This is a genomic window from Halomonas cerina (genome assembly GCF_014192215.1).
GTDB classification, from domain to species: domain Bacteria; phylum Pseudomonadota; class Gammaproteobacteria; order Pseudomonadales; family Halomonadaceae; genus Halomonas; species Halomonas cerina.
Map to the genome: position 1 here is coordinate 83,261 of NZ_JACHXP010000010.1, position 18,773 is coordinate 102,033.

17 protein-coding genes are annotated in these 18,773 nt (G+C 68.0%); 10 read left to right on the forward strand and 7 right to left on the reverse strand.

Going from position 1 to position 18,773, the window contains the following annotated elements; genetic code table 11:
* The first annotated feature begins 201 nt into the window (after positions 1 to 201).
* Together FHR94_RS11335 and FHR94_RS11340 are read left to right on the forward strand one after the other, a co-directional pair.
* On the forward strand, positions 202 to 849 hold the full coding sequence (locus FHR94_RS11335; protein WP_183325830.1) for a hypothetical protein: 648 nt from the start codon (positions 202 to 204) through the stop codon (positions 847 to 849).
* Positions 846 to 1,601 carry a DUF3307 domain-containing protein gene (locus tag FHR94_RS11340; RefSeq protein ID WP_183325831.1) on the forward strand — a complete coding sequence of 252 codons (756 nt, stop codon included), beginning with the start codon at positions 846 to 848 and terminating at the stop codon, positions 1,599 to 1,601. The genes FHR94_RS11335 and FHR94_RS11340 overlap by 4 nt, the downstream gene beginning before the upstream one ends.
* A gap of 59 nt (positions 1,602 to 1,660) precedes the next feature.
* Here FHR94_RS11340 and FHR94_RS11345 read toward each other — a convergent pair whose 3' ends face one another.
* Positions 1,661 to 2,890 (reverse strand): ATP-grasp domain-containing protein, encoded by a 1,230-nt coding sequence (locus FHR94_RS11345; protein ID WP_183325832.1) that lies wholly within the window; start codon positions 2,888 to 2,890, stop codon positions 1,661 to 1,663.
* A gap of 376 nt (positions 2,891 to 3,266) precedes the next feature.
* Between FHR94_RS11345 and FHR94_RS11350 the strand changes: the two genes are divergently transcribed.
* Positions 3,267 to 4,988 (forward strand): proline--tRNA ligase, encoded by a 1,722-nt coding sequence (locus FHR94_RS11350; protein ID WP_183325833.1) that lies wholly within the window; start codon positions 3,267 to 3,269, stop codon positions 4,986 to 4,988.
* A 22-nt stretch (positions 4,989 to 5,010) separates the two neighbouring features.
* Positions 5,011 to 5,634: a lytic transglycosylase domain-containing protein gene (locus FHR94_RS11355; protein ID WP_425485373.1), complete on the forward strand. Its 624-nt coding sequence runs from the start codon at positions 5,011 to 5,013 to the stop codon at positions 5,632 to 5,634.
* A 108-nt stretch (positions 5,635 to 5,742) separates the two neighbouring features.
* Here the strand turns inward: FHR94_RS11355 and ccoM are convergent, their stop codons facing one another.
* The 3 genes from ccoM to rfaH form a co-directional block, all read right to left on the reverse strand.
* On the reverse strand, positions 5,743 to 5,859 hold the full coding sequence (ccoM, locus tag FHR94_RS19850) for a cytochrome c oxidase subunit CcoM (protein ID WP_281376006.1): 117 nt from the start codon (positions 5,857 to 5,859) through the stop codon (positions 5,743 to 5,745).
* Between the two features lie 128 nt (positions 5,860 to 5,987).
* Positions 5,988 to 6,494: an FKBP-type peptidyl-prolyl cis-trans isomerase gene (locus FHR94_RS11360; protein ID WP_183325834.1), complete on the reverse strand. Its 507-nt coding sequence runs from the start codon at positions 6,492 to 6,494 to the stop codon at positions 5,988 to 5,990.
* Positions 6,495 to 6,539: 45 nt separating this feature from the next.
* On the reverse strand, positions 6,540 to 7,082 hold the full coding sequence (rfaH, locus tag FHR94_RS11365) for a transcription/translation regulatory transformer protein RfaH (protein WP_183325835.1): 543 nt from the start codon (positions 7,080 to 7,082) through the stop codon (positions 6,540 to 6,542).
* 183 nt (positions 7,083 to 7,265) lie between these two features.
* Here rfaH and FHR94_RS11370 point away from each other — a divergent pair, with 183 nt between their 5' ends.
* Complete coding sequence (locus FHR94_RS11370; protein ID WP_183325836.1) at positions 7,266 to 8,633, forward strand: AmpG family muropeptide MFS transporter; 1,368 nt, start codon at positions 7,266 to 7,268, stop codon at positions 8,631 to 8,633.
* Positions 8,634 to 8,654: 21 nt separating this feature from the next.
* On the opposite strand, the gene FHR94_RS11375 is transcribed toward FHR94_RS11370, so the two are convergent.
* A complete protein-coding gene (locus FHR94_RS11375) occupies positions 8,655 to 10,478 on the reverse strand; it encodes an SEC-C domain-containing protein (protein ID WP_183325837.1) in 1,824 nt (607 codons plus the stop codon).
* Positions 10,479 to 10,542: 64 nt separating this feature from the next.
* On the reverse strand, positions 10,543 to 11,787 hold the full coding sequence (locus FHR94_RS11380) for an ABC1 kinase family protein (RefSeq protein ID WP_183325838.1): 1,245 nt from the start codon (positions 11,785 to 11,787) through the stop codon (positions 10,543 to 10,545).
* Between the two features lie 121 nt (positions 11,788 to 11,908).
* Between FHR94_RS11380 and FHR94_RS11385 the strand changes: the two genes are divergently transcribed.
* The 3 genes from FHR94_RS11385 (at position 11,909) to FHR94_RS11395 (ending at position 15,467) form a co-directional block, all read left to right on the forward strand.
* A complete protein-coding gene (locus tag FHR94_RS11385; protein WP_183325839.1) occupies positions 11,909 to 13,843 on the forward strand; it encodes a DNA topoisomerase III in 1,935 nt (644 codons plus the stop codon).
* A 25-nt stretch (positions 13,844 to 13,868) separates the two neighbouring features.
* Positions 13,869 to 14,774 (forward strand): ketopantoate reductase family protein, encoded by a 906-nt coding sequence (locus tag FHR94_RS11390; RefSeq protein WP_183325888.1) that lies wholly within the window; start codon positions 13,869 to 13,871, stop codon positions 14,772 to 14,774.
* 120 nt (positions 14,775 to 14,894) lie between these two features.
* Positions 14,895 to 15,467, forward strand: coding sequence for a hypothetical protein (locus FHR94_RS11395; RefSeq protein WP_183325840.1), 573 nt, complete (start codon positions 14,895 to 14,897; stop codon positions 15,465 to 15,467).
* 9 nt (positions 15,468 to 15,476) lie between these two features.
* On the opposite strand, the gene FHR94_RS11400 is transcribed toward FHR94_RS11395, so the two are convergent.
* A complete protein-coding gene (locus FHR94_RS11400) occupies positions 15,477 to 15,614 on the reverse strand; it encodes a hypothetical protein (protein ID WP_183325841.1) in 138 nt (45 codons plus the stop codon).
* Positions 15,615 to 15,735: 121 nt separating this feature from the next.
* On the opposite strand from FHR94_RS11400, the gene FHR94_RS11405 reads away from it, so the two are divergent.
* Positions 15,736 to 16,215, forward strand: a complete 480-nt coding sequence (locus FHR94_RS11405; RefSeq protein WP_183325842.1) for a cupredoxin domain-containing protein — start codon at positions 15,736 to 15,738, stop codon at positions 16,213 to 16,215.
* A 329-nt stretch (positions 16,216 to 16,544) separates the two neighbouring features.
* Entirely contained in the window at positions 16,545 to 18,764 is a 2,220-nt protein-coding gene (locus FHR94_RS11410; RefSeq protein ID WP_281376007.1) for a copper-transporting P-type ATPase, read from the forward strand.
* The last annotated feature ends 9 nt before the right edge of the window (positions 18,765 to 18,773 follow it).

Below are 18,773 nucleotides of genomic sequence, written 5' to 3' on the forward strand. Positions count from 1 at the left end.
CGGGACGGCATCGCGAGTCGTTTCGTCCCTACGCATTGCCCCTCCCCGGTGAGAGTCTGGGGGCGCCGAACAGACGCCATCGGCAGGGCCGCTTCAAAAATAACCATTATAGGCTATTATACATATTTATAACTTTAATGGGCTATTTAATTGAATTATTCCTCAAAAAGGTTATATTAATAGCATACTTGGAGCCCGCCAATGACACGACGCATCGCAGTGATCACCGGGGATGTCATCGACTCCCGCCACATCCACGACACCCGGCGGCTCTCCCGGGTGCTCGATGACACCATGGCGTTGCTGCGTACGCGCTTTGCCGGGCGTACCCAGCGCTACCGAGGCGACGGCTTTCAGGCGGCCTTGCCCGGGGCAGCGGAGGCGATCAGTGTCGCCGTGCTGCTGCGCGCCGCCCTGATCCGCCATTCGACCCGCGACCAGCGCTGGGACGCCCGCCTGGCCATCGCCATCGGCAATGACGACGAGTGGGAGCGGAGCCCGCCTCTCGGCGAGGCCAGTGGCGCGCCCTATGTGGCTTCCGGTCAGGCTCTGGACGCCCTGGACGACGATAAACACCTGTGCCTGATGCTCGAGGGTGCCGCGGGGGACGGCTGCCTGGAGCTGCTGCTGCGCTTCGTTGATGAACGCCTCGACGACTGGTCAGCGGCGTCGGCAGAGGCGGTCTACCATCAGCTGTGCCAGGCCGAGTCCCAGCAGGCGCTAGCCGTGCGCTTGGGCATCAGCCAACCCGCCGTGCACAAGCGCCTGCACAACGCCCGATGGCCATTACTGAAGGCAACTCTGGAGTTTCTGGAGCGGCGTATCAAGGAAGAGGGCCAGGTCCCATGATCACGCCGGCATCGTTGCTGCTCGCCCTGCTACTGGCTCACCTGGCCGGCGACTTCCTGCTGCAGCCGCATACCTGGGTCGAGGAGCGCTACCGGTTGCGCCACCGTTCCCCCCGCTTGCTCCAGCATGCGCTGGTACACGGTCTGCTGGCCGGCGCCGTGCTACTGCTCGCCACCGACCAGGCGATATCCCGCGGCATCGGGGCGGTTTTGCTCGCTACCCTGGTGGTGGCCGGGAGCCACTGGTTGATCGACCTGGCCAAGGCCCGGCTGCCGGCTGGCGAGCTGCGCTGGTTCCTGCTCGACCAGGCCAGCCACCTGCTGGTACTGGTGGTGCTGTGGCTGGCCTGGATCGGCAGCGGACAGCCGCTCACGGCCTTGTGGCACTGGCTGACCACCCCGGTGGTACTGGGGCTGGCCGTCGCCTACCTGCTGGTCTCCCGGCCGCTGGCCATTATCATCGCCCTGGTCATGCAGCGCTGGAGTGAGCAGCTCGAGGAGACCGGTACCCTGGCCCGGGCCGGCGCTCGCATCGGCATGCTCGAGCGCTTCCTGGTGCTGACCCTGGTGCTGCTCGACCAGCTCACGGCGGTGGGCTTCCTGCTGGCCGCCAAGTCGGTACTGCGCTTCGGTGACCTGCGCGAGGCCCAGGATCGCAAGCTCACCGAATACGTGCTGCTCGGCACCCTGCTCAGTGTCTCCACCACCCTGGTGCTGGGCATGCTGGTGCGCCTGCTGCTGCTGGAGGACTGAGCCATGCCTTGGCGAGTTATACCGCTGTTGGCCGTCCTTTTCGTGGCGGCGCCTGGGGCCTAAGCCGGGGCGGCGCCAGCCGCCCCCGACCGTGACGGCGCCGCGTCCTGCTCAGGCGCCGTCACGATACGCATATGCTCCGGCATTTGGGACAGCATCGTGTGCATCTCGTCGCTGCTGGAAAAGTGCAGGATCAAAATCCCCAGGGGGTCGCCGACCGGCTCGCCGGGCTGCACCCACATTCGACGGCTGACGATCTTCGCCTCGAGGCGCTCGGACATCTCGATATCGACGAGTCGGCCGGACTCGCGGGAACGGATAATGTAATTCGACCAGCACCCGCTGGGAACGGCCTGCTGGAGCGGCCCACACGCCAGGCCCAGGGCGGCGTCGACGGTGTACTTGCACAGGTCCACGCCGGTGGCGTGCTTGATCACGTCGGGAATACCGTCGCCACCGTTGCGGGGACCGGCCTCGAGGAACCAGATCTCCCCCCGGGCATCCACCAGGTACTCGACGTTGAAGGGGCCGGTATGACAGCCCAGCAGGCTCAGCAGTCGCTCGAGCTCATGGGCGGCCTTGGTGCCGATCCCCGGGTCGAGCAACGTTGGGTAGCTGTTGGCGGCCGGGGCGGGGGGCGACCAGGCCGGATCGAAATGGGCATCCGCCCATAGCCAGAACCTGAGCGTGCCCTTGACCATGAACACGTCGCTATCGATCTGATAGCCGACCTTGTCGATCCGCTCCTCGACGACCACCTTCTTGCCTCGGGAGCAGCTCAGGGCGTAGGCAAAGGCGGCGTCGAGCCGCTCCGGCGCCTCGACCAGGGAGATGCCCCGGTTGCCGGAGGCATCGATCGGCTTGACGAACACCGGTAATCTGAGCCCCTCGAGCCAGATCCTGGCCTCCTCGAGGCGATGGAAGGCGCGTGACCTGGGCGCATTGAAGCCGTTGGCGGCCAGGAACGCTCGAAACCGGTCCTTGTGGGCCAGCGTCAGCACGGCGTCGTAGGGGTTGCCGGGCAGTCCCAACCGCTCGGCGACATAGGCCGCGGTGGGGGCGGCGGAGTCGGCGGCGTAGGCGACGACGCCGTCGATGCCGAGCCGCCGTGCCAGCGCCAGTACGCCCTCCTTGTCGGTGGTGGATACCTGATACGCCTCATGGGCGAGCCCATGCCCCGGCTTGTCCATATGCATGTCACAGGTAATGACGTGGTGATGCTGCTCCCGGGCGTAGTAGATGGGGGGCAGTTGATGGGCACCCGCACCCAGAAAAAGAATCTTCTTCATAGTGTTCCCTGTCCGTGATCCCCGATGTGGCCATACAGGTGGCGTCAGACCGAGCCGCGCCGCTGTCCGCACCTCATGGACTCGACGCCTCGACACCGCCTTCGCGCTAATTAACGTTATGACTTAATTTATATACACACTTTTACAATCCGCGAGCTTCCGGAGGCAGATTTTTTTCATCCGAAGGGCGCCAACCCCCTAAGCAATTCTCGCGGCCAGCGTGCCGGCGCCTTGGAGGGATTCCCCAAGGACCCGCCCTGCCCGCCTTTTGCCGCCAACCGGGCTTGGCCGTACAATGCTCGGTCATTGCCGCCGCCTCGCGCGGCGCCCTGTCATTCGCTTCTGCACAAGCACCGCTCGAGGAAACGCCGGACCCATGCGCGCCACCGACCTGTTGATCGCCACCCTCAAGGAAACCCCCGCCGACGCCGAGGTCATCAGCCACCAGCTGATGCTGCGCGCGGGCATGATCCGTCGCCTGACCTCCGGCCTCTATACCTGGCTGCCGCTGGGCCTCAAGACCCTGCGCAAGGTCGAACGCATCGTCCGCGAGGAGATGGACCGCGCCGGTGCCCAGGAGGTGCTGATGCCCGCCGTCCAGCCGGCAGAGCTATGGCAGGAGTCCGGCCGCTGGGAGCAGTACGGGCCTGAGCTATTGCGCCTCAAGGATCGTCACGATCGCGACTACTGCGTCGGCCCCACCCACGAGGAGGTGATCACCGACCTGGTGCGCAAGGAGATCGCCAGCTACAAGCAGCTGCCGGCCAACTTCTACCAGATCCAGACCAAGTTCCGCGACGAGATCCGCCCGCGCTTCGGGGTGATGCGTTCCCGCGAGTTCCTCATGAAGGATGCCTATTCCTTCCACGTGGACGAGGCCTCGCTGATGGAGACCTACCAGCGGATGTATGACGCCTACGTGCGCATCTTCACTCGCCTGGGTCTGAACTTCCGCCCGGTGATCGCCGATACCGGCGCCATCGGCGGCACCGACTCCCACGAGTTCCACGTGCTGGCCGACTCCGGCGAGGACGACATCGTCTTCTCCACCGCGTCCGACTACGCCGCCAACATGGAGAAGGCCGAGGCCCTGCCGGCACCGCCAGGCAGCGAGGTCGAACGCCCCGCGCCCGGCGAGGCCCTGCACCTGGTCGACACCCCCGATGCCCGGACCATCAAGGCGCTGGTCGAGCAGCACGGCCTACCCATCGAGAAGACCCTCAAGACCCTGATGGTCCACGGCGTCGAGGGTGGTCTGGTGGCCCTGCTGGTGCGCGGCGACCACGAACTCAACGAGATCAAGGCCGAGAACCAGCCCGAGGTGGCCAGCCCCCTGACCATGGCCGGCGAGGAGGAGATCCGTGCCGCGGTGGGGGCCGGCCCCGGCTCGCTCGGCCCGGTGGGTCTCGAGATGCCGATCATCATCGACCGCAGCGTGGCCCTGATGAGCGACTTCGGCGCCGGTGCCAACGTCGACGGCAAGCACTACTTCGGCATCAACTGGGAGCGCGATGTGGTCCTGCCCCGGGTCGCCGACCTGCGCAACGTGGTCGAGGGCGACCCCTCCCCGGATGGTCAGGGCACCCTGTCGATCAAGCGCGGCATCGAGGTCGGCCACGTCTTCCAGCTGGGCCGCAAGTACAGCGAGGCGATGAACGCCACCGTGCTCGGTGACGAAGGCCGTGAAGTGCATCCCTGGATGGGCTGCTATGGGATCGGGGTGACTCGGGTCGTGGCCGCCGCCATCGAGCAGAACCACGACGCCGCCGGTATCATCTGGCCCGACGCCATCGCCCCCTTCCATCTCGCGCTGGTACCGATGAACGCCCACAAGTCGCAGCGGGTGCGCGAGGAGAGCGAACGCCTCTACCAGGCCCTCACCGCCGCCGGCTTCGAGGTGCTGCTGGATGACCGCGACCTGCGGCCGGGGGTCAAGTTCGCCGATCATGAACTGATGGGTCTGCCCCATCGCCTGGTGGTCGGCGACCGTGGCCTGGACAAGGGAGAACTGGAATACAAGGGACGCCGTGACAGCGATGCCACCATGGTGCCGGCCGGAGAAATCCTCGACTTCCTGGGCAAGAAGATCGCGAGCTGAGCGTTGGCGGGCCGCCGTGGTGATGGCCTGCGGCCTGCTGGCGATGCCCGTCTCGGGCCAGGAGGGTGACACCTTCCTGGCGGCCCTGCCGGTCGTCTCGTCGCCTTCGCCGATGCCTTCCCCCGACACGCTGCGCGATACCTTCGCCGGCAGCCGCGAGGCGACACGCTCGCCGGCCGAGGTCTGGGCCGCTCGCCAGTGGGTCAATACCATGGCGCCCCGGCTCGCCGGTCGCATGCCGGACCCGGCCCGGCACCAAACGCTGCTTACCCGGATCTATCACGAAGCAAGGCTGGCCGGGCTGAGCCCGGAACTGGTGTTGGCGGTGATCCAGGTGGAGAGCGCCTTTCAGGCCGAGGCCGTCTCCTCAGCCGGCGCCGTGGGCCTGATGCAGATCATGCCGTTCTGGATCCGCGAACTGGGCCTGCCTGCCGACGACCTTAAGGACCCGCAGCGCAACCTGCGCTATGGCTGCACCATCCTGGCCCATTACCTGGCCGTGGAAGACGGCGACCTAACCCGGGCCCTGGCCCGCTACAATGGCAGTCTCGGCAAGACCTGGTACCCGGAGCGGGTGATGCGTGCCCTAAGCCGCCACTGGTCACCGGTGAGTCCCGCCGCCATGCCCGTCACCGCCGGGCGCTGACCCTTGGCGGGGCAAAAGCGGCCATAAGAAAATAAAAAAGGCCGACCCATTTGGGTCGGCCACTGGGGGGATATCCCCCCTCCCCTGACGACTCTAGAGACGGCTGGCTCAGTGCTTTCTCTTACGACGACTGTCGTGAATGATGAAACCGACCCAGCCGCCCATGAATGCGACCATCATGCCGACGGTGACCAACCCGAAGATTACGGCGTCATCCAGATACATGGTGGTGTCCTCCCGTCGCGATGTGTTGAGAGAACTTTAACCGGTCAGGGGAGGGAGAAAGCTGACCTGCATCAAGTTTCGCCGCCCGCGCGACGGGCGGCCCCAGCGTACTTGATCCAGGTCAGGTTTCACGGGACTTTCTTGTCCTCGACCTCGCGATGGTCGGTGCCCAGCGGCAGCGGATGCCCCTTGGCCAGCTCGGCGCGGGTCGCCTCGCGCACCTCGAGCACCTCGAGACGATAGCGCAGGGTCTGGCCGGCCAGAGGGTGGTTGGTGTCGATCACCACGCTGTCGTCACGCACCTCGACGACGGTGACGATCTCGGGCCCGTCGTCGCCAGGGGTCTGGAAGCGCATACCCGGCACCAGGTTCTCGACCGGGAAGGCACTGCGTCCCACCTCGCGTACCAGGGTCTCATCCCGCAGGCCATAGGCGTCGGCGGGCATCAGGGTGACGCTGAGCTCGGCCCCCTCGGCACGGCCCTCCAAGGCGCGCTCGAGGCCGGGCATGAGGTTATCGTGGCCATGCAGGTATTCCAGTGGGCGCTGGCGGGCGCGGGAGTCGTCCAGGACCTGGCCGTCCTGGTCACAGAGCACATAGTGCAGCGTCACGACCCGTTGCGGGGCGATGGTCATCTGGCTCTCCTGAGGTAGGGGGATGAGTCGAAGGGGAATGGGACACTAGTCGCGCCGGCGCAGCTGGCCAACCGGCATCTCCAGGCGCTGCTGCTTGTGGAGCATGTTGAGCAGCACGATGGCCCGCTCCTCGCCCTTGTGGCTGGCGAAGATCGCCTGCAGATCCTTGAAAGGGCCCTCGCTGATCTCGACCACCTCGCCGGCACGGAAGTAGACGTTCGTGCTCGCCGCATCGTCGTCGCTGGCATGATGGCGCAGCGTCTCGACTAGGTCGTCACTGACCGGCACCGGCAGGTCGAGCCCGAAGGTGACGATTCTCAATACACCGCGCGTGGAACGGATCGGCCGCCAGTTGCTCTCGAGCCGGTCGAGGCGGATGAACAGGTAATGGGGGAACAATGGCTCGTCGATCCACGTCAGCTTGCCACGACGCTTCTTCTGTACCTGGAGTACCGGATGGAAGATCTCGTAGTCCTGGTTGCCCAGATGCTCGGCTGCACGGAAGGATTCGCCGCCCTTGCACTGGATGACATACCAGCGCGGGATAGCATCCTGAGCCTCTTCCTGAGGCCTCTGTTCGTCGCTCATGTCGTACCTGTCGGGTTGGTGCTGGTATCACTGCCGGGGCTCTGCAACAATCCCTGCCCATGCCGGGACCGGTCGATCCGGCCCGGGTGATGAGCGGCCCGGCTGCCGGTTCCCGATGTTACCATCGTTGACCTCGGTCCGTGGCCCCGGCCAAGACCCGAGACGCAAGGAGTGCTGTCCGCCATGCCCAGCCCCCCCGTTCACCGCAGCTGGCGGGATGCCCTGTCGATCTACCTGCAGGCGCCCGTGATCACCATGCTGTTTTTGGGCTTCTCGGCCGGCTTGCCCTTCCTGCTGGTGTTCTCGACCCTCTCGGCCTGGCTGCGCAGCGAGGGCGTGGAGGTGGCGGCCATCGGCTTCTTCGCCTGGATCGGCATGCTCTACTCGATCAAGTTCTTCTGGGCACCGGTGGTCGACCGCCTGGCCCTCCCGGGCCTGACCCGCGCCCTCGGCCAGCGCCGTGGCTGGATGCTGCTGGCGCAGGCGATGATTGTCACCGGCTTGGTGGGCCTCTCCACCCTGGACCCGGTGAGCCATCTGCCCCTGGTCGCCGGCTTCGCGCTGCTGGTCGCCTTCGGCTCGGCGACCCAGGACATCGCCATCGACGCCTTCCGCATCGAGTCGGCCCCGGAGGACACTCAGGCCGCCATGGCCTCCACCTACATCATCGGCTACCGTGGCGGCCTGCTGGCCGCCGGTGCCGGCGCCCTCTACGTGGCCTCGCTGGCCTCCTGGGAGGCGGCCTACCTGGCCATGGCCGCCCTGGTGGGCGTGGGCGTGGTCACCGTGCTGCTGCGTCCCGAGCCGGCGCGGCTCTCGCTGACCACCCAGCTGATCCATGAGCCTCGGGTGCGCGCCTTCCTGCGCGCCAGCCGCGGCAGACCACGCCTCCTGCGCCGCCTCGGGGCCTGGGTCACGGGGGCCATCGTCTGTCCCTTCACCGACTTCTTCTCCCGCCATCGGCACCGCGCCCTGTGGCTGCTGCTGTTCGTGGCGGTGTTCCGGATCAGCGACCTGGCGATGGCCTCCATGGCCAATCCGCTCTACATCGACCTGGGCTTCAGCTTGGCGACCATCGCCAACGTGACCAACGTCTTCGGCATCGCCATGAGCATCGGCGGCGGCATGCTCGGCGGGCTGCTGGTGGCGCGCTACGGTATCGGGCCCATCCTGGTGCTGGGAGCGGTCGCGGCGGCCCTGACCAACCTGCTGTTCGTGGCCCTGGCCCTGGTCGGTGACCGGCTGCCGATGCTGGTGATGGCCATCGTCGGCGACAACCTGGCCAATGGCCTGGCCAGCGCGGTGTTCATCGCTTTCCTGTCGAGCCTGACGGCCCGGGCCTACACGGCAACCCAGTATGCGCTGTTCTCATCGCTGATGACTCTGCCCGGTAAGTTCCTCAGCGGTTTCGGCGGGCTGGTGGTCGCCGGTCAGGGCTATGCCACCTTCTTCCTCGTTTCCACGGCACTCGGCCTGCCGGCGATCCTGCTGGCGATCTGGATCCGCCGTGACCCGTCGCTGGTCCCACCCGCCACGCCCCGCTCGGCATGACGGGCGAGGCCATGGCGATGCTCACAGCTGCTGGCGCAGCCACTCCAGCGCGCCGGGGGTAGCCCGCCACTGGTCACGCATCAGAGTCCGGTACTGCCAGGCCTCGGCTCGCGAGCCGGGGGTCGCGGCGACATCGTTGCCGCCGGGCACCGGTCGCGGATTCTCGGCACACAGCAGCTCGGCGGCATGGGGATTGTGATGCCGGGCCTGGGCCAGCGCCTCGCGCGCCTGCTCGCGGCGGTCGAGACGCAGCAGCGCCAGCACCTTGCCCATCAGCATGCCGAGCAGCGGCTCGTCCTCTCCCGGCCGGTGCAGCGCCTGCTCGCTCATCGCCAGCGCTTCATCGTCGCGCCCCTCGCGCAGCAACTGGTCGAGTACCAGCTCGCGAAGGCCCAGGCTGTCCTGATCATCCAGGGCGAGCAACCGCTCGGCGAGCTCCCGCGAGCGTTGGCGTGCCCCCCGTTCCATGCCGACCACCAGGGCCAGGCCGGTGCGCAGCAGCACGGCGTTGTCGGCGGTATCCCATAGGAAGGGACCCTCGCCGGCGGCCCGCACCTGGTCGAGCCAGCGCTCGAGGCGGTCGGCCAGCGGCGCGAAGAGGCTCGGCACCATCCACGGCAGGCTGCCGAAGCGGCTAGTGAGTGCCAGCGCCAGGCACTGGACCACAGCGGGTGAATCGAGCCACTCGGGATGGGCGCACAGCGCCGGCAGCCACTCGCCGGCCTGGGGCCAGGGGTCGGCCTCGAAGCCCAGCGGCGCCTCGCTGTCGACCGAAGCCTGGAACAGCCGCTGCCAGGCGGCATGCAGGGTATCCTCCCGGGCCGTGGCGTGATAGGCGAGTGAGCCATCCGCCTCGACGCGCACCGCCAGGCGTGGCGCGGTAGGCAGCGCCTCGAGCAGCGCCTGCAGCGACATCAGCGGCTCGGCTAGGTCCTCCTCGGCATTGAGCAGCTGCTCGGCCAACGTCGCCCCGGGATTCGCGGCCAGATCGGCCAGGAACTGCAGCTGTTCCGACTCGAGATCGCCCTGGCGGGCGAGGCGCCGGAACCAGAAGCGCGAGCGCTCCGCGGCCTCCTGCTCATGACCCTCGTGGAGCAGCAGCATGGCCTCGATGTAGGCCAGGGTCGGCGAGTCGGGTAGTGCCTGCTGGGCCCGCACGAAGGCGGCCCGGGCGCTGTCCAGATCGTCATTATCGAGATGCATCAGGCACAGCCGCTCCAACGCTACGCCACGCAGGAACAGCGGCCCGCGCGTGAGCACCTCGTCGAGCAGCGCCTCGCGCTTGCGGTGGAACCCCCGCTCCTGATAGAGATCGACGAGCAGCTCGAAGGCCGGCTCGGCCTGCTCGGGCAGCCGGTCCCAGTCGGCGTGATCGAACAGCGCCTCGAGGATCTGCTGGGCGCGGCCGCGCTGGCCGGACTCGGCGGCGATCAGCCCGGCCTCGAGCAACGCCTGGGCCGGGGCCCGACCGCTAGCCAGCGCCGCCTTGAGGGTGGCGCCCTTCCACTCCCGCAATGACAGCATCCACATCAGATGGGACGGCACGTGCCCCGGCAGGTGCACCGCGCCGCAGCAGTGCTTCATCTTGCGCCCTGAGTCGCACCAGCAGGGCTCGTTGCGACCCGGCCGGGCCAGGGGCTCGGGCGCGAAGTCGAGCCGCTCGAGAGGGGTCTGGGACCACAGTTCCGGTGCCAGCGCCTGGGCCAGCGCCGGGTCGCCGCCGACCAGGGACGGCCCCTCGCGGCGCGCCCAGGCCATCAATGTCGGGTAGCGCTCATCCTCCCGGATCACCGCCAGGGCCCCCGAGGCATACCCCAGCAGTTGCTCGACCCATACTGCCAGCATCGCCGCCTCCCATACCGGAAAACCGCACAGTCTACCAGCCGCCCGCGGTCCTGGGCAGGGCCTGTCAGGCCGTGGTGCGAGCCAGCAGCGGCCGGGTACGGGCATGCATGTCGAGCCGTGCGCCCAGCCGTACCAGGTTCCAGTAGTGGCCATTGAGGGTCCGTGACAGCAGCAGGGTATCCACCGGTGGCTGCAGGCGGTCCATGGCGGCCCATACCTTGGGACTCAGTTCGCGCAGGCGCCGATGCACCCGCACGTCACCGAAGTCGCTGGGCCCCGGCGTGAAAAGCGGCGCGATGGCCTCGGCGGCCTCACGGTAGAGCGACAGCGGCGCGCCCTGTCCCTGGCGCCCCCCCAACGCCAACAGGGCCTCGTCCATGGCCATGGGGTCCATAGCCAGCGTCGCCTCGAGAAGGCGCATCATGGCCGAGAGGCGGGCTTCGGGGACGAGGATCACCGCGCCCAGGTCATAGATCACCAGTCGTCCCTGGTCGTCGGCGGCAAAGTTGCCGGCGTGAGGATCGGCATGCAGTTCGCCATGGGTGAAGAGCTCCTCGGTGAGCCAGTCGGCCAGGGTCGTGGCGATGCGCTGGCGGAGCGCATCCTCGGCGTCCTCCAACTCGCGCAGCGGGGTGCCGGCGACGTAGCGCATGGCCAGCACATGCGGACCGCACAGGTCGGGCAGCGGTTCGGGAATCACCAGGTGCTCGAGGTGAGCATAGCGGGCTCGGTAGCGGGCCAGCGCCTCGGCCTCGGCGTGGTAGTCGAGTTCGCCGCGCAGGCTTACCGCGAGTTCCTCGAACAGCGCGTCGAGCCGCGCCTGGGGCACGTTGAGCCAACGTCCCAGGCGCATGAGCCGCCGCACCTGCACCAGGTCCCGCTCCAGCACCTGCTCGAGGCCGGGATATTGCACCTTGAGCACCACCGTCTCACCCTGTCGGGTCACGGCCCGATGCACCTGGCCCATGGAGGCGCTGGCGAAGGGACGCGGCTCGATCTCGCGGAAGGTGGCGTCGAGATCCTTGAAATGCGCCTCCAAGGGCCGGCGGATGCTTTCCCAGGGCATCGGTTCGGCCTGTCGCTGCAGGCGGGAGAGCTCCTCGGCGAGGTCAGGCGGCAACAGGTCATCCCACTGGGACATGATCTGGGCCAGCTTCATGGCTGGCCCCTTGAGTTCGGAGAGCCCCTCGAACAGCGCCTCGCCGAGCGCACGCCAGTCGGCCTGACCGCCGAGGCGGGTACGGATCAAGGCGCCGCCCGTGCGGGCCCCGAGGCCCAGCAAGCGGCGGGTGCGACCACGCTCGCGCATGTTATCTCTCCCGAAGATTTTTCCGATACAATAATTGTACACCAAACTGGTAAGGCTACATCTGGCAGGCCCCCATGAATACTGGAAGAATGTCCATCTCCTGACCATCACGCGAGGTCCCATGCGCCTGATCATCGCCGAGAAGCCCAGCCTGGCCCGAGCCATCGCCGCGGCCCTGCCCGGCCAGGTCCGTCGCGACGACGGCGCTCTGGTAGCCGGTGACACCGTGGTGACCTGGTGCCTGGGGCATCTGCTGGAGCAGGCCCCGCCGGATGCCTACGATCCGGCCTTCAAGACCTGGCGGCTCGACCACCTGCCGATCCTGCCCGAGCGTTGGAAGCTGACCCCGCGCCCCAAGGCGCGCGACCAGCTGGCGGTGATCCGTCGGCTGCTCAAGCAGGCCGACGAGGTGGTGCATGCCGGTGACCCCGATCGGGAAGGCCAGCTGCTGGTCCAGGAGGTGATCGAGGCACTCGGCTGGAAGCGCCCGGTGGCCCGTCTGCTGGTCAGCGACCTCAACCGCCCGGCGGTGCAGCGCGCGCTCACCCGCCTGGAGGACAACGCCCGTTATGCGCCTCTCTACCGGGCAGCGGCCTCTCGGGCCCGCGCCGACTGGCTCTATGGCATCAACCTGACCCGGGCCTGGACGCTGATCGGTCGCCAGGCCGGCCACGACGGCGTGCTCTCGGTGGGCCGGGTGCAGACCCCGGTACTCGGTCTGGTGGTGCGCCGGGACGCCGAGATCCGCGACTTCACGCCTTACCCCTTCTTCGTGCTGTGGGTCGATCTGGCGATCACCCGCGGCACCCTACGGGCCTGGTGGGTGCCGGACGAAGGGCACCCCCTCGATGACCAGGGTCGGCTACTGACCCGGGCGCCCGTCGATACCCTCGCCGAGCGCCTGCCGGGGGCACAGGGCAGGGTCAGCGCGCTGGAGACCCGGCACAACCGACAGGCGGCGCCACTGCCCTATTCCCTGTCGGCACTGCAGGTGGATGCCGCGCGACGTTACGGACTCTCGGCCAAGGCGGTGCTGGACATCTGCCAGCGCCTCTACGAGCGCCACCGGCTGATCACCTACCCGCGCTCGGACTGCCGCTACCTGCCCGAAGAGCACTGGGCCTCGGCACGGGCCACCCTGGAAGGCGCCTGCCGCACCGACGATACCCTCGGCGGCTGGCTGGACGGTGCGGATTTCTCGCGGCGCTCCAAGGCCTGGAGCGACCAGAAAGTCGGCGCCCACCATGCGCTCGCCCCCACCGGCAAGCCCGCCGACCTCTCACGGCTCGAGAAGGCCGAGGCCGATGTCTTCCGACTGATCACCCGCAACGTCCTGGCCCAGTTCTACCCGCCGCTCGAGACCCGGGACGTGAAGGCGGCGTTTTTGATCGACGGCGAAACCTTTCGCGCCAAGGGACAGGAGGTCCTCGCCCCCGGCTGGAAGCCGCTGTTCACTACCCGCGACGAGGCCCCGCCCCTGCCGCCACTCGCGGAAGGCGAAGCCTGCCGCGTCGAGGCCGCCGGCGTGGAGGATCGCGAGACCCGTCCACCGGAGCCGTTCACCGACGCCAGCTTGATCAAGGCGATGATGAACATCGCCCGCTATGTCGAGGACCCGGCGGTCCGGCGCACCCTGCGCGACTCCGATGGTCTGGGCACCGAAGCCACCCGGGCCGGCATTCTCGAGACCCTCATCGAGCGCGGCTACCTGGTGCGCCGGGGCAAGGCCCTGCGGGCGACGCGGCTCGGCAGTGCACTGATCGCCTCGCTGCCTGAGGCCGTGGGCCGACCGGAGCGCACCGCGCTCTGGGAACAGCGCCTGACCGCCATCGCCGAGCAGGATGACGAACCCGGCCCCTTCCTCAACGCCTTGGTGGAGGACCTGCACGGCCTGCTCGCCGCCGCCGATGCCGGTCGCCTGGCCCGCTCCCTGCAGACGGCCCGCGGGGAAGAGACTGCCCCATCCCGACGCCGGACGCCGTGGAAAACGGCGCGCGGCGCGAAGCGCGGTGGACGCTCGGGCCGCGCCGGCAAGCCCCGCCGGAGCCCCTCCTGATGCCGCCCCGGAGAGCCCCGTGACCATGACCGACCCGATACCGCTGATCATCGGCCCCGGCGCCTTGGGCAGGCTGCTCGCGGTGCGCCTCGCCACCCGGGGGGAAACCTGGCTGGCGGGACGCCGTCGCTTGCCCGCGACACAGACGCTGACCACCCCGGAGGGACAGACGCTGGTGCGTTGCCTGCCGACGACCACGCTGGATGCTCTTCCTACCCACACCCCGCTGGTGGTGCACCTGACCACCAAGGCGATGGCCGTCGAGGCCGTCGTCGCGTCGCTGCGACAGCGGCTCCCTGCCGGCACCCCGCTGGTCCTGTGGCAGAACGGTTTCGGCGTCCAGCGGCTCGTCAGCGACCACTGGCCCGGCCCGGTGCTCTGCGCCACCACCACCGAGGGGGCCTACGTGGAGGATGACCGGCATGTGGTCCACGCCGGCCATGGGCAGACCGCGCTGGGCAGCCTGGATGGCCGCCATCAGGACCTGGCCCGACGCCTCGCCGGACGGCTCACGGCGGCGGGGCTGCCCACCGAGTCGGTGCCCGACATCCGCCTGCGGTTATGGCGCAAGCTAGCCGTCAATGCGGCGATCAATCCGCTGGTGGCCCGGTTCCGCATCCGCAACGGGCAACTGCGCGACCGTCCCTTCCGGCCCATGGTCGACGCCGTGATCGATGAGGTCGCCGTGATCCTCGACGCCGAGGGTGTCACGCCACCCGAGGGGGTAGGTGTTTCCGGCTGGCAGGCCCTGGTCTGGCGGGTGGTGGAAGGCACCGCCGGCAACCGCGCCTCCATGCTCCAGGACGTGCTGGCCGGCCGGCCTACGGAGCATGAGGCGATCCTCGGCCCCCTGCGTGCAGCGGCCCGCCACCACGGCCTCCCGACCCCGACCCTGGACGCCCTCTATCGAGAGCTCGACGGGGTGAAGTGACACTCGGGCGTCTCCGAGCGCCAACAAGTTGGCGCTGACACCGAGGCCTTGCTAACCTGAAAAAAATAATGACTAGAGATCGGGCACGCCACCCTTCTTTCCGATCCAAGGCCAGGGTCCATGACAGCCACTTCCAGAGTACTCGCCCCGCTGGCGACCCTGCTGGTCGTCGGCCTCTTCCCCCTCTCGACGAAGGGCGATGATGCCGCGCCGGCTTTCGCGGGCGGCAAGAGCATGCTGACACTCGACAACGGCCTGGTGGTTCAGGGCCGCGATGTCCAGACACCGGACGGCTATACCTCGGGCTTTCGTGTCACGGCCGGCTTCACCCCCGCCCACCTGCCCCGCCTGGATTTGGGCGCCGAGATCAGCTATCGGGAGAGCGACGACGTCCCGGTGGCGAGAGACGGCGACCAGCAGTTACTGGATACCACCAGCCTGGGCGGCAGCCTGGTAGCCGGCCTGCGCCTGGGCAACTTCGGTCTCTATGCCAAGTCCGGGTTCGCGGAATGGCAGGGCGACCCCGAGGGGCGCGCGTCCTCGATGGAAGCCGGCGGGACCGCGCGGGTCCAGGGATTCGGTGTCCGCTGGCAGGGACGCCGATTCGTCACTCGGCTGGAGACCGAGGAAATCGATGCTCCGACCATGGCCCATCTCAATCTGGTGACGGCGTCCATCCACTACCCGTTCTGACCCCCACCGCTACAGCCGCCGCGTATAGGCGGCAGCCAGCAGGCCGACCTCGCGACCAACCAGGCCGCCACGCTGTTGCCAGGCGAGCGCCACCCCTAGCAGGGCACACAGGGGCGACAGCAGCTTGCCGTCCCTTCCCTTGATCATCGTCGCGCCTGCCCTGCCCACATCATGTGACACCAATGTCGCCACCGACGGCTGTTGAGTTCGACGTTTTCAGCCTGCTGACGTATAACCGGCATTCCTTACTTCACTCCGAGGTTCTTCCATGCGCAAGACACTCCTGGCGCTCGCCACCGGTCTGGCGGCCACGACCGCCCTGGCCGCTGGCCAGCATGGTGGTCACCACGAGGCCCCCAAGGACGGCAACGTGGACCGTACCATCAGTTTCGAGGCCGGCGACATGTGGTTCATGCCCGGCCAGTTGGATATCCAGCCGGGCGAGATCGTGAAATTCGAGATCACCAACACCGGCAACCTCCAGCACGAGTTCGTGATCGGGGATGCCGCGGCCCAGGCGGCGCATCGCGAGATGATGCGTGACATGGCTGCGAGTGGGCATGGCCATGGCAGCGGCCATCATGGCGGTGGCCACGGCGATGCCATGCCGTCGGTAACCATCGACCCGGGCGAGACCGCGACGCTGGTGTGGACGGCTCCCGCCGACGAGGAGGAGGTCGAATTCGCCTGCAATATTCCCGGCCACTACGAGGCCGGCATGAACGGGGATATCGAGATTTCAGGCTAATCGACCCCGCCAGGTGGCGCCCCCCTGTCTCTTCCCTGCCCCACTTGCCTCTACCGGCGTCCGCCGGTTTCCCCGCCTTGCCCTCGATCAAGGTTTGCCTCGTCCAGGCGGATCACACTGTGTCCACAAAGACGTCGCGAGGCGAGACACCCGCGGGAGCCTCGTGACCTCGCACCTGGACAGCGGGCCCATGTCATCGCCCTTGACCCTTGGGTAACACAAGGGTGGTAAGCTAAAGCGGTGGTCACCCAGTGGCGCCATGACCACCATTCATCATCCCTACGCCTATCGCGTAGGCCGCTCGACTAAAAAGGAGGAAGACAGCCTCCATGGACCAGCATCGACACTCCGATGGTCATGTGCACACCGCTCATCGGGCCGGCAGTCACGACGAGGGCAAGACACAGCCGCGTGCAGACGCTGGCCAGAGCGGCGCCCGCTACATCTGCCCCATGCATCCCGAGGTGGTGTCCGACCAGCCGGGGGACTGCCCCAAGTGCGGCATGGCGCTGGAACCGCGGCAGGTGACGGCCAAGGAGGAGGAAAACCCGGAACTCCAGGACATGACCCGGCGCTTGTGGGTCGGCCTGGTCCTCGCGGTCCCGGTGGTCATCCTGGCCATGGGAGGCATGATCCCCGGCGTGAACATGGAGGCCCTGGTGCCCCACGGCATCCGCGTCTGGCTCGAGCTCGCCCTGGCCACCCCGGTGGTGCTGTGGAGCGGCTGGCCCTTCTTCGTGCGTGGCTACCGCTCGGTGATCAACAAGAACCCCAACATGTTCACCCTGATCGCGCTGGGGACCGGCGTGGCTTACCTCTACAGCGTGATCGCCGCGGCCTTTCCCCAAGTCTTTCCCGCCTCCTTCCGCGATGAGGCCGGCCAGGTGGGCGTCTACTTCGAGGCCGCCGCGGTGATCGTCACCCTGGTGCTGCTCGGCCAAGTCATGGAGCTACGCGCCCGCAGTCAAACCAATGCCGCCATCAAGGCGCTGCTGGGCCTGGCGCCCAAGACCGCGCGGCGCCTCGGAGACGACGGCAGCGAAGAAGACGTGCCGCTGGAGCAGGTCCAGATCGGCGACCGGTTGCGGGTGCGTCCCGGCGAGAAGGTCCCGGTCGACGGCGTCGTCGTCGAGGGCAGCTCCTCCGTGGACGAGTCGATGATCACCGGCGAACCCATCCCCGTCGAGAAGGCCCAGGGCGAGAACGTCATCGGGGCCACCGTCAACGGCACCGGCTCGCTGGTGATCGAGGCCCAGCGGGTGGGTAGCGACACCCTGCTCGCGCAGATCGTGCAGATGGTCGCCGAAGCCAGCCGCAGCCGGGCGCCGATCCAGAACCTGGTGGACGTGGTGGCGAGCTACTTCGTGCCCGCTGTCGTGGTAACAGCGGTCATCACCTTTATCGTCTGGGGGATCTGGGGACCCGAGCCGGCGATGGCCTATGCGCTGATCAACGCCGTGGCGGTGCTGATCATCGCCTGTCCCTGTGCCCTGGGCCTGGCCACGCCCATGTCGATCATGGTGGCCAGCGGCAAGGGCGCCTCGCTGGGCGTGCTGTTCAAGAATGCCGAGGCCATCCAGACGCTGCGCCGGGTCGACACCCTGATTGTCGACAAGACCGGCACCCTCACCGAGGGCCGTCCACGGCTGCAGGATGTGGTGGCCGCCGAGGGCTTCACAGAGGACCAGGTGCTGCGCCTGGCCGCCACCCTGGAACACGGCAGCGAGCATCCCCTGGCGGCGGCCATCGTCCAGGGGGCCGAGGCGCGCGGCGTCTCGCCCGAGCGCTACACCGACTTCGAATCGGTCACCGGCAAGGGGGTCAAGGGGCGCGTCGGCGAGCAGGCGGTGGCACTGGGCAACCGCGCCCTGATGGAAGCCGAGGGGATCGCGGCCGACCGGCTTGCCGAGCGCGCCGAGGCCCTGCGCGCCGAGGGCAAGACGGCCATGTTCGTGGCCATCGACGGGCGCCCCGCCGGGCTCGTCGCGGTGGCCGATCCGGTCAAGGAGACCACCCCCGAGGCGATCCGTGCCCTGCACCAGGACGGCATCCGCATCGTGATGCTCACCGGCGACAGCCAGACCACCGCCCAGGCGGTCGCCAGACGACTGGGCATCGATGAGGTGATCGCCGAGGTGTTGCCGGAGCAGAAGGCCGAGAAGGTCAAGGCACTGCAGGCCGAGGGCCGCTTCGTCGCCATGGCCGGCGACGGCATCAACGATGCCCCGGCCCTGGCCCAGGCCCAGGTCGGCATCGCCATGGGCACCGGCACCGACGTGGCCATGGAGAGCGCCGGGGTGACCCTGGTCAAGGGCGACCTGATGGGCATCGTGCGCGCCCGCCGGCTGAGTCGCGCCACCATGCGCAACATCAAGCAGAACCTGGTCTTCGCCTTCGGCTACAACAGCCTGGGCGTGCCGATCGCCGCCGGCGTGCTCTACCCGGCCTTCGGGGTGCTACTGTCGCCGATCATCGCCGCCGCGGCCATGTCGTTCAGCTCGGTCTCGGTGGTGGGCAATGCCCTCAGGCTGCGACGCCAAACCGTCTAATCGGTTGAC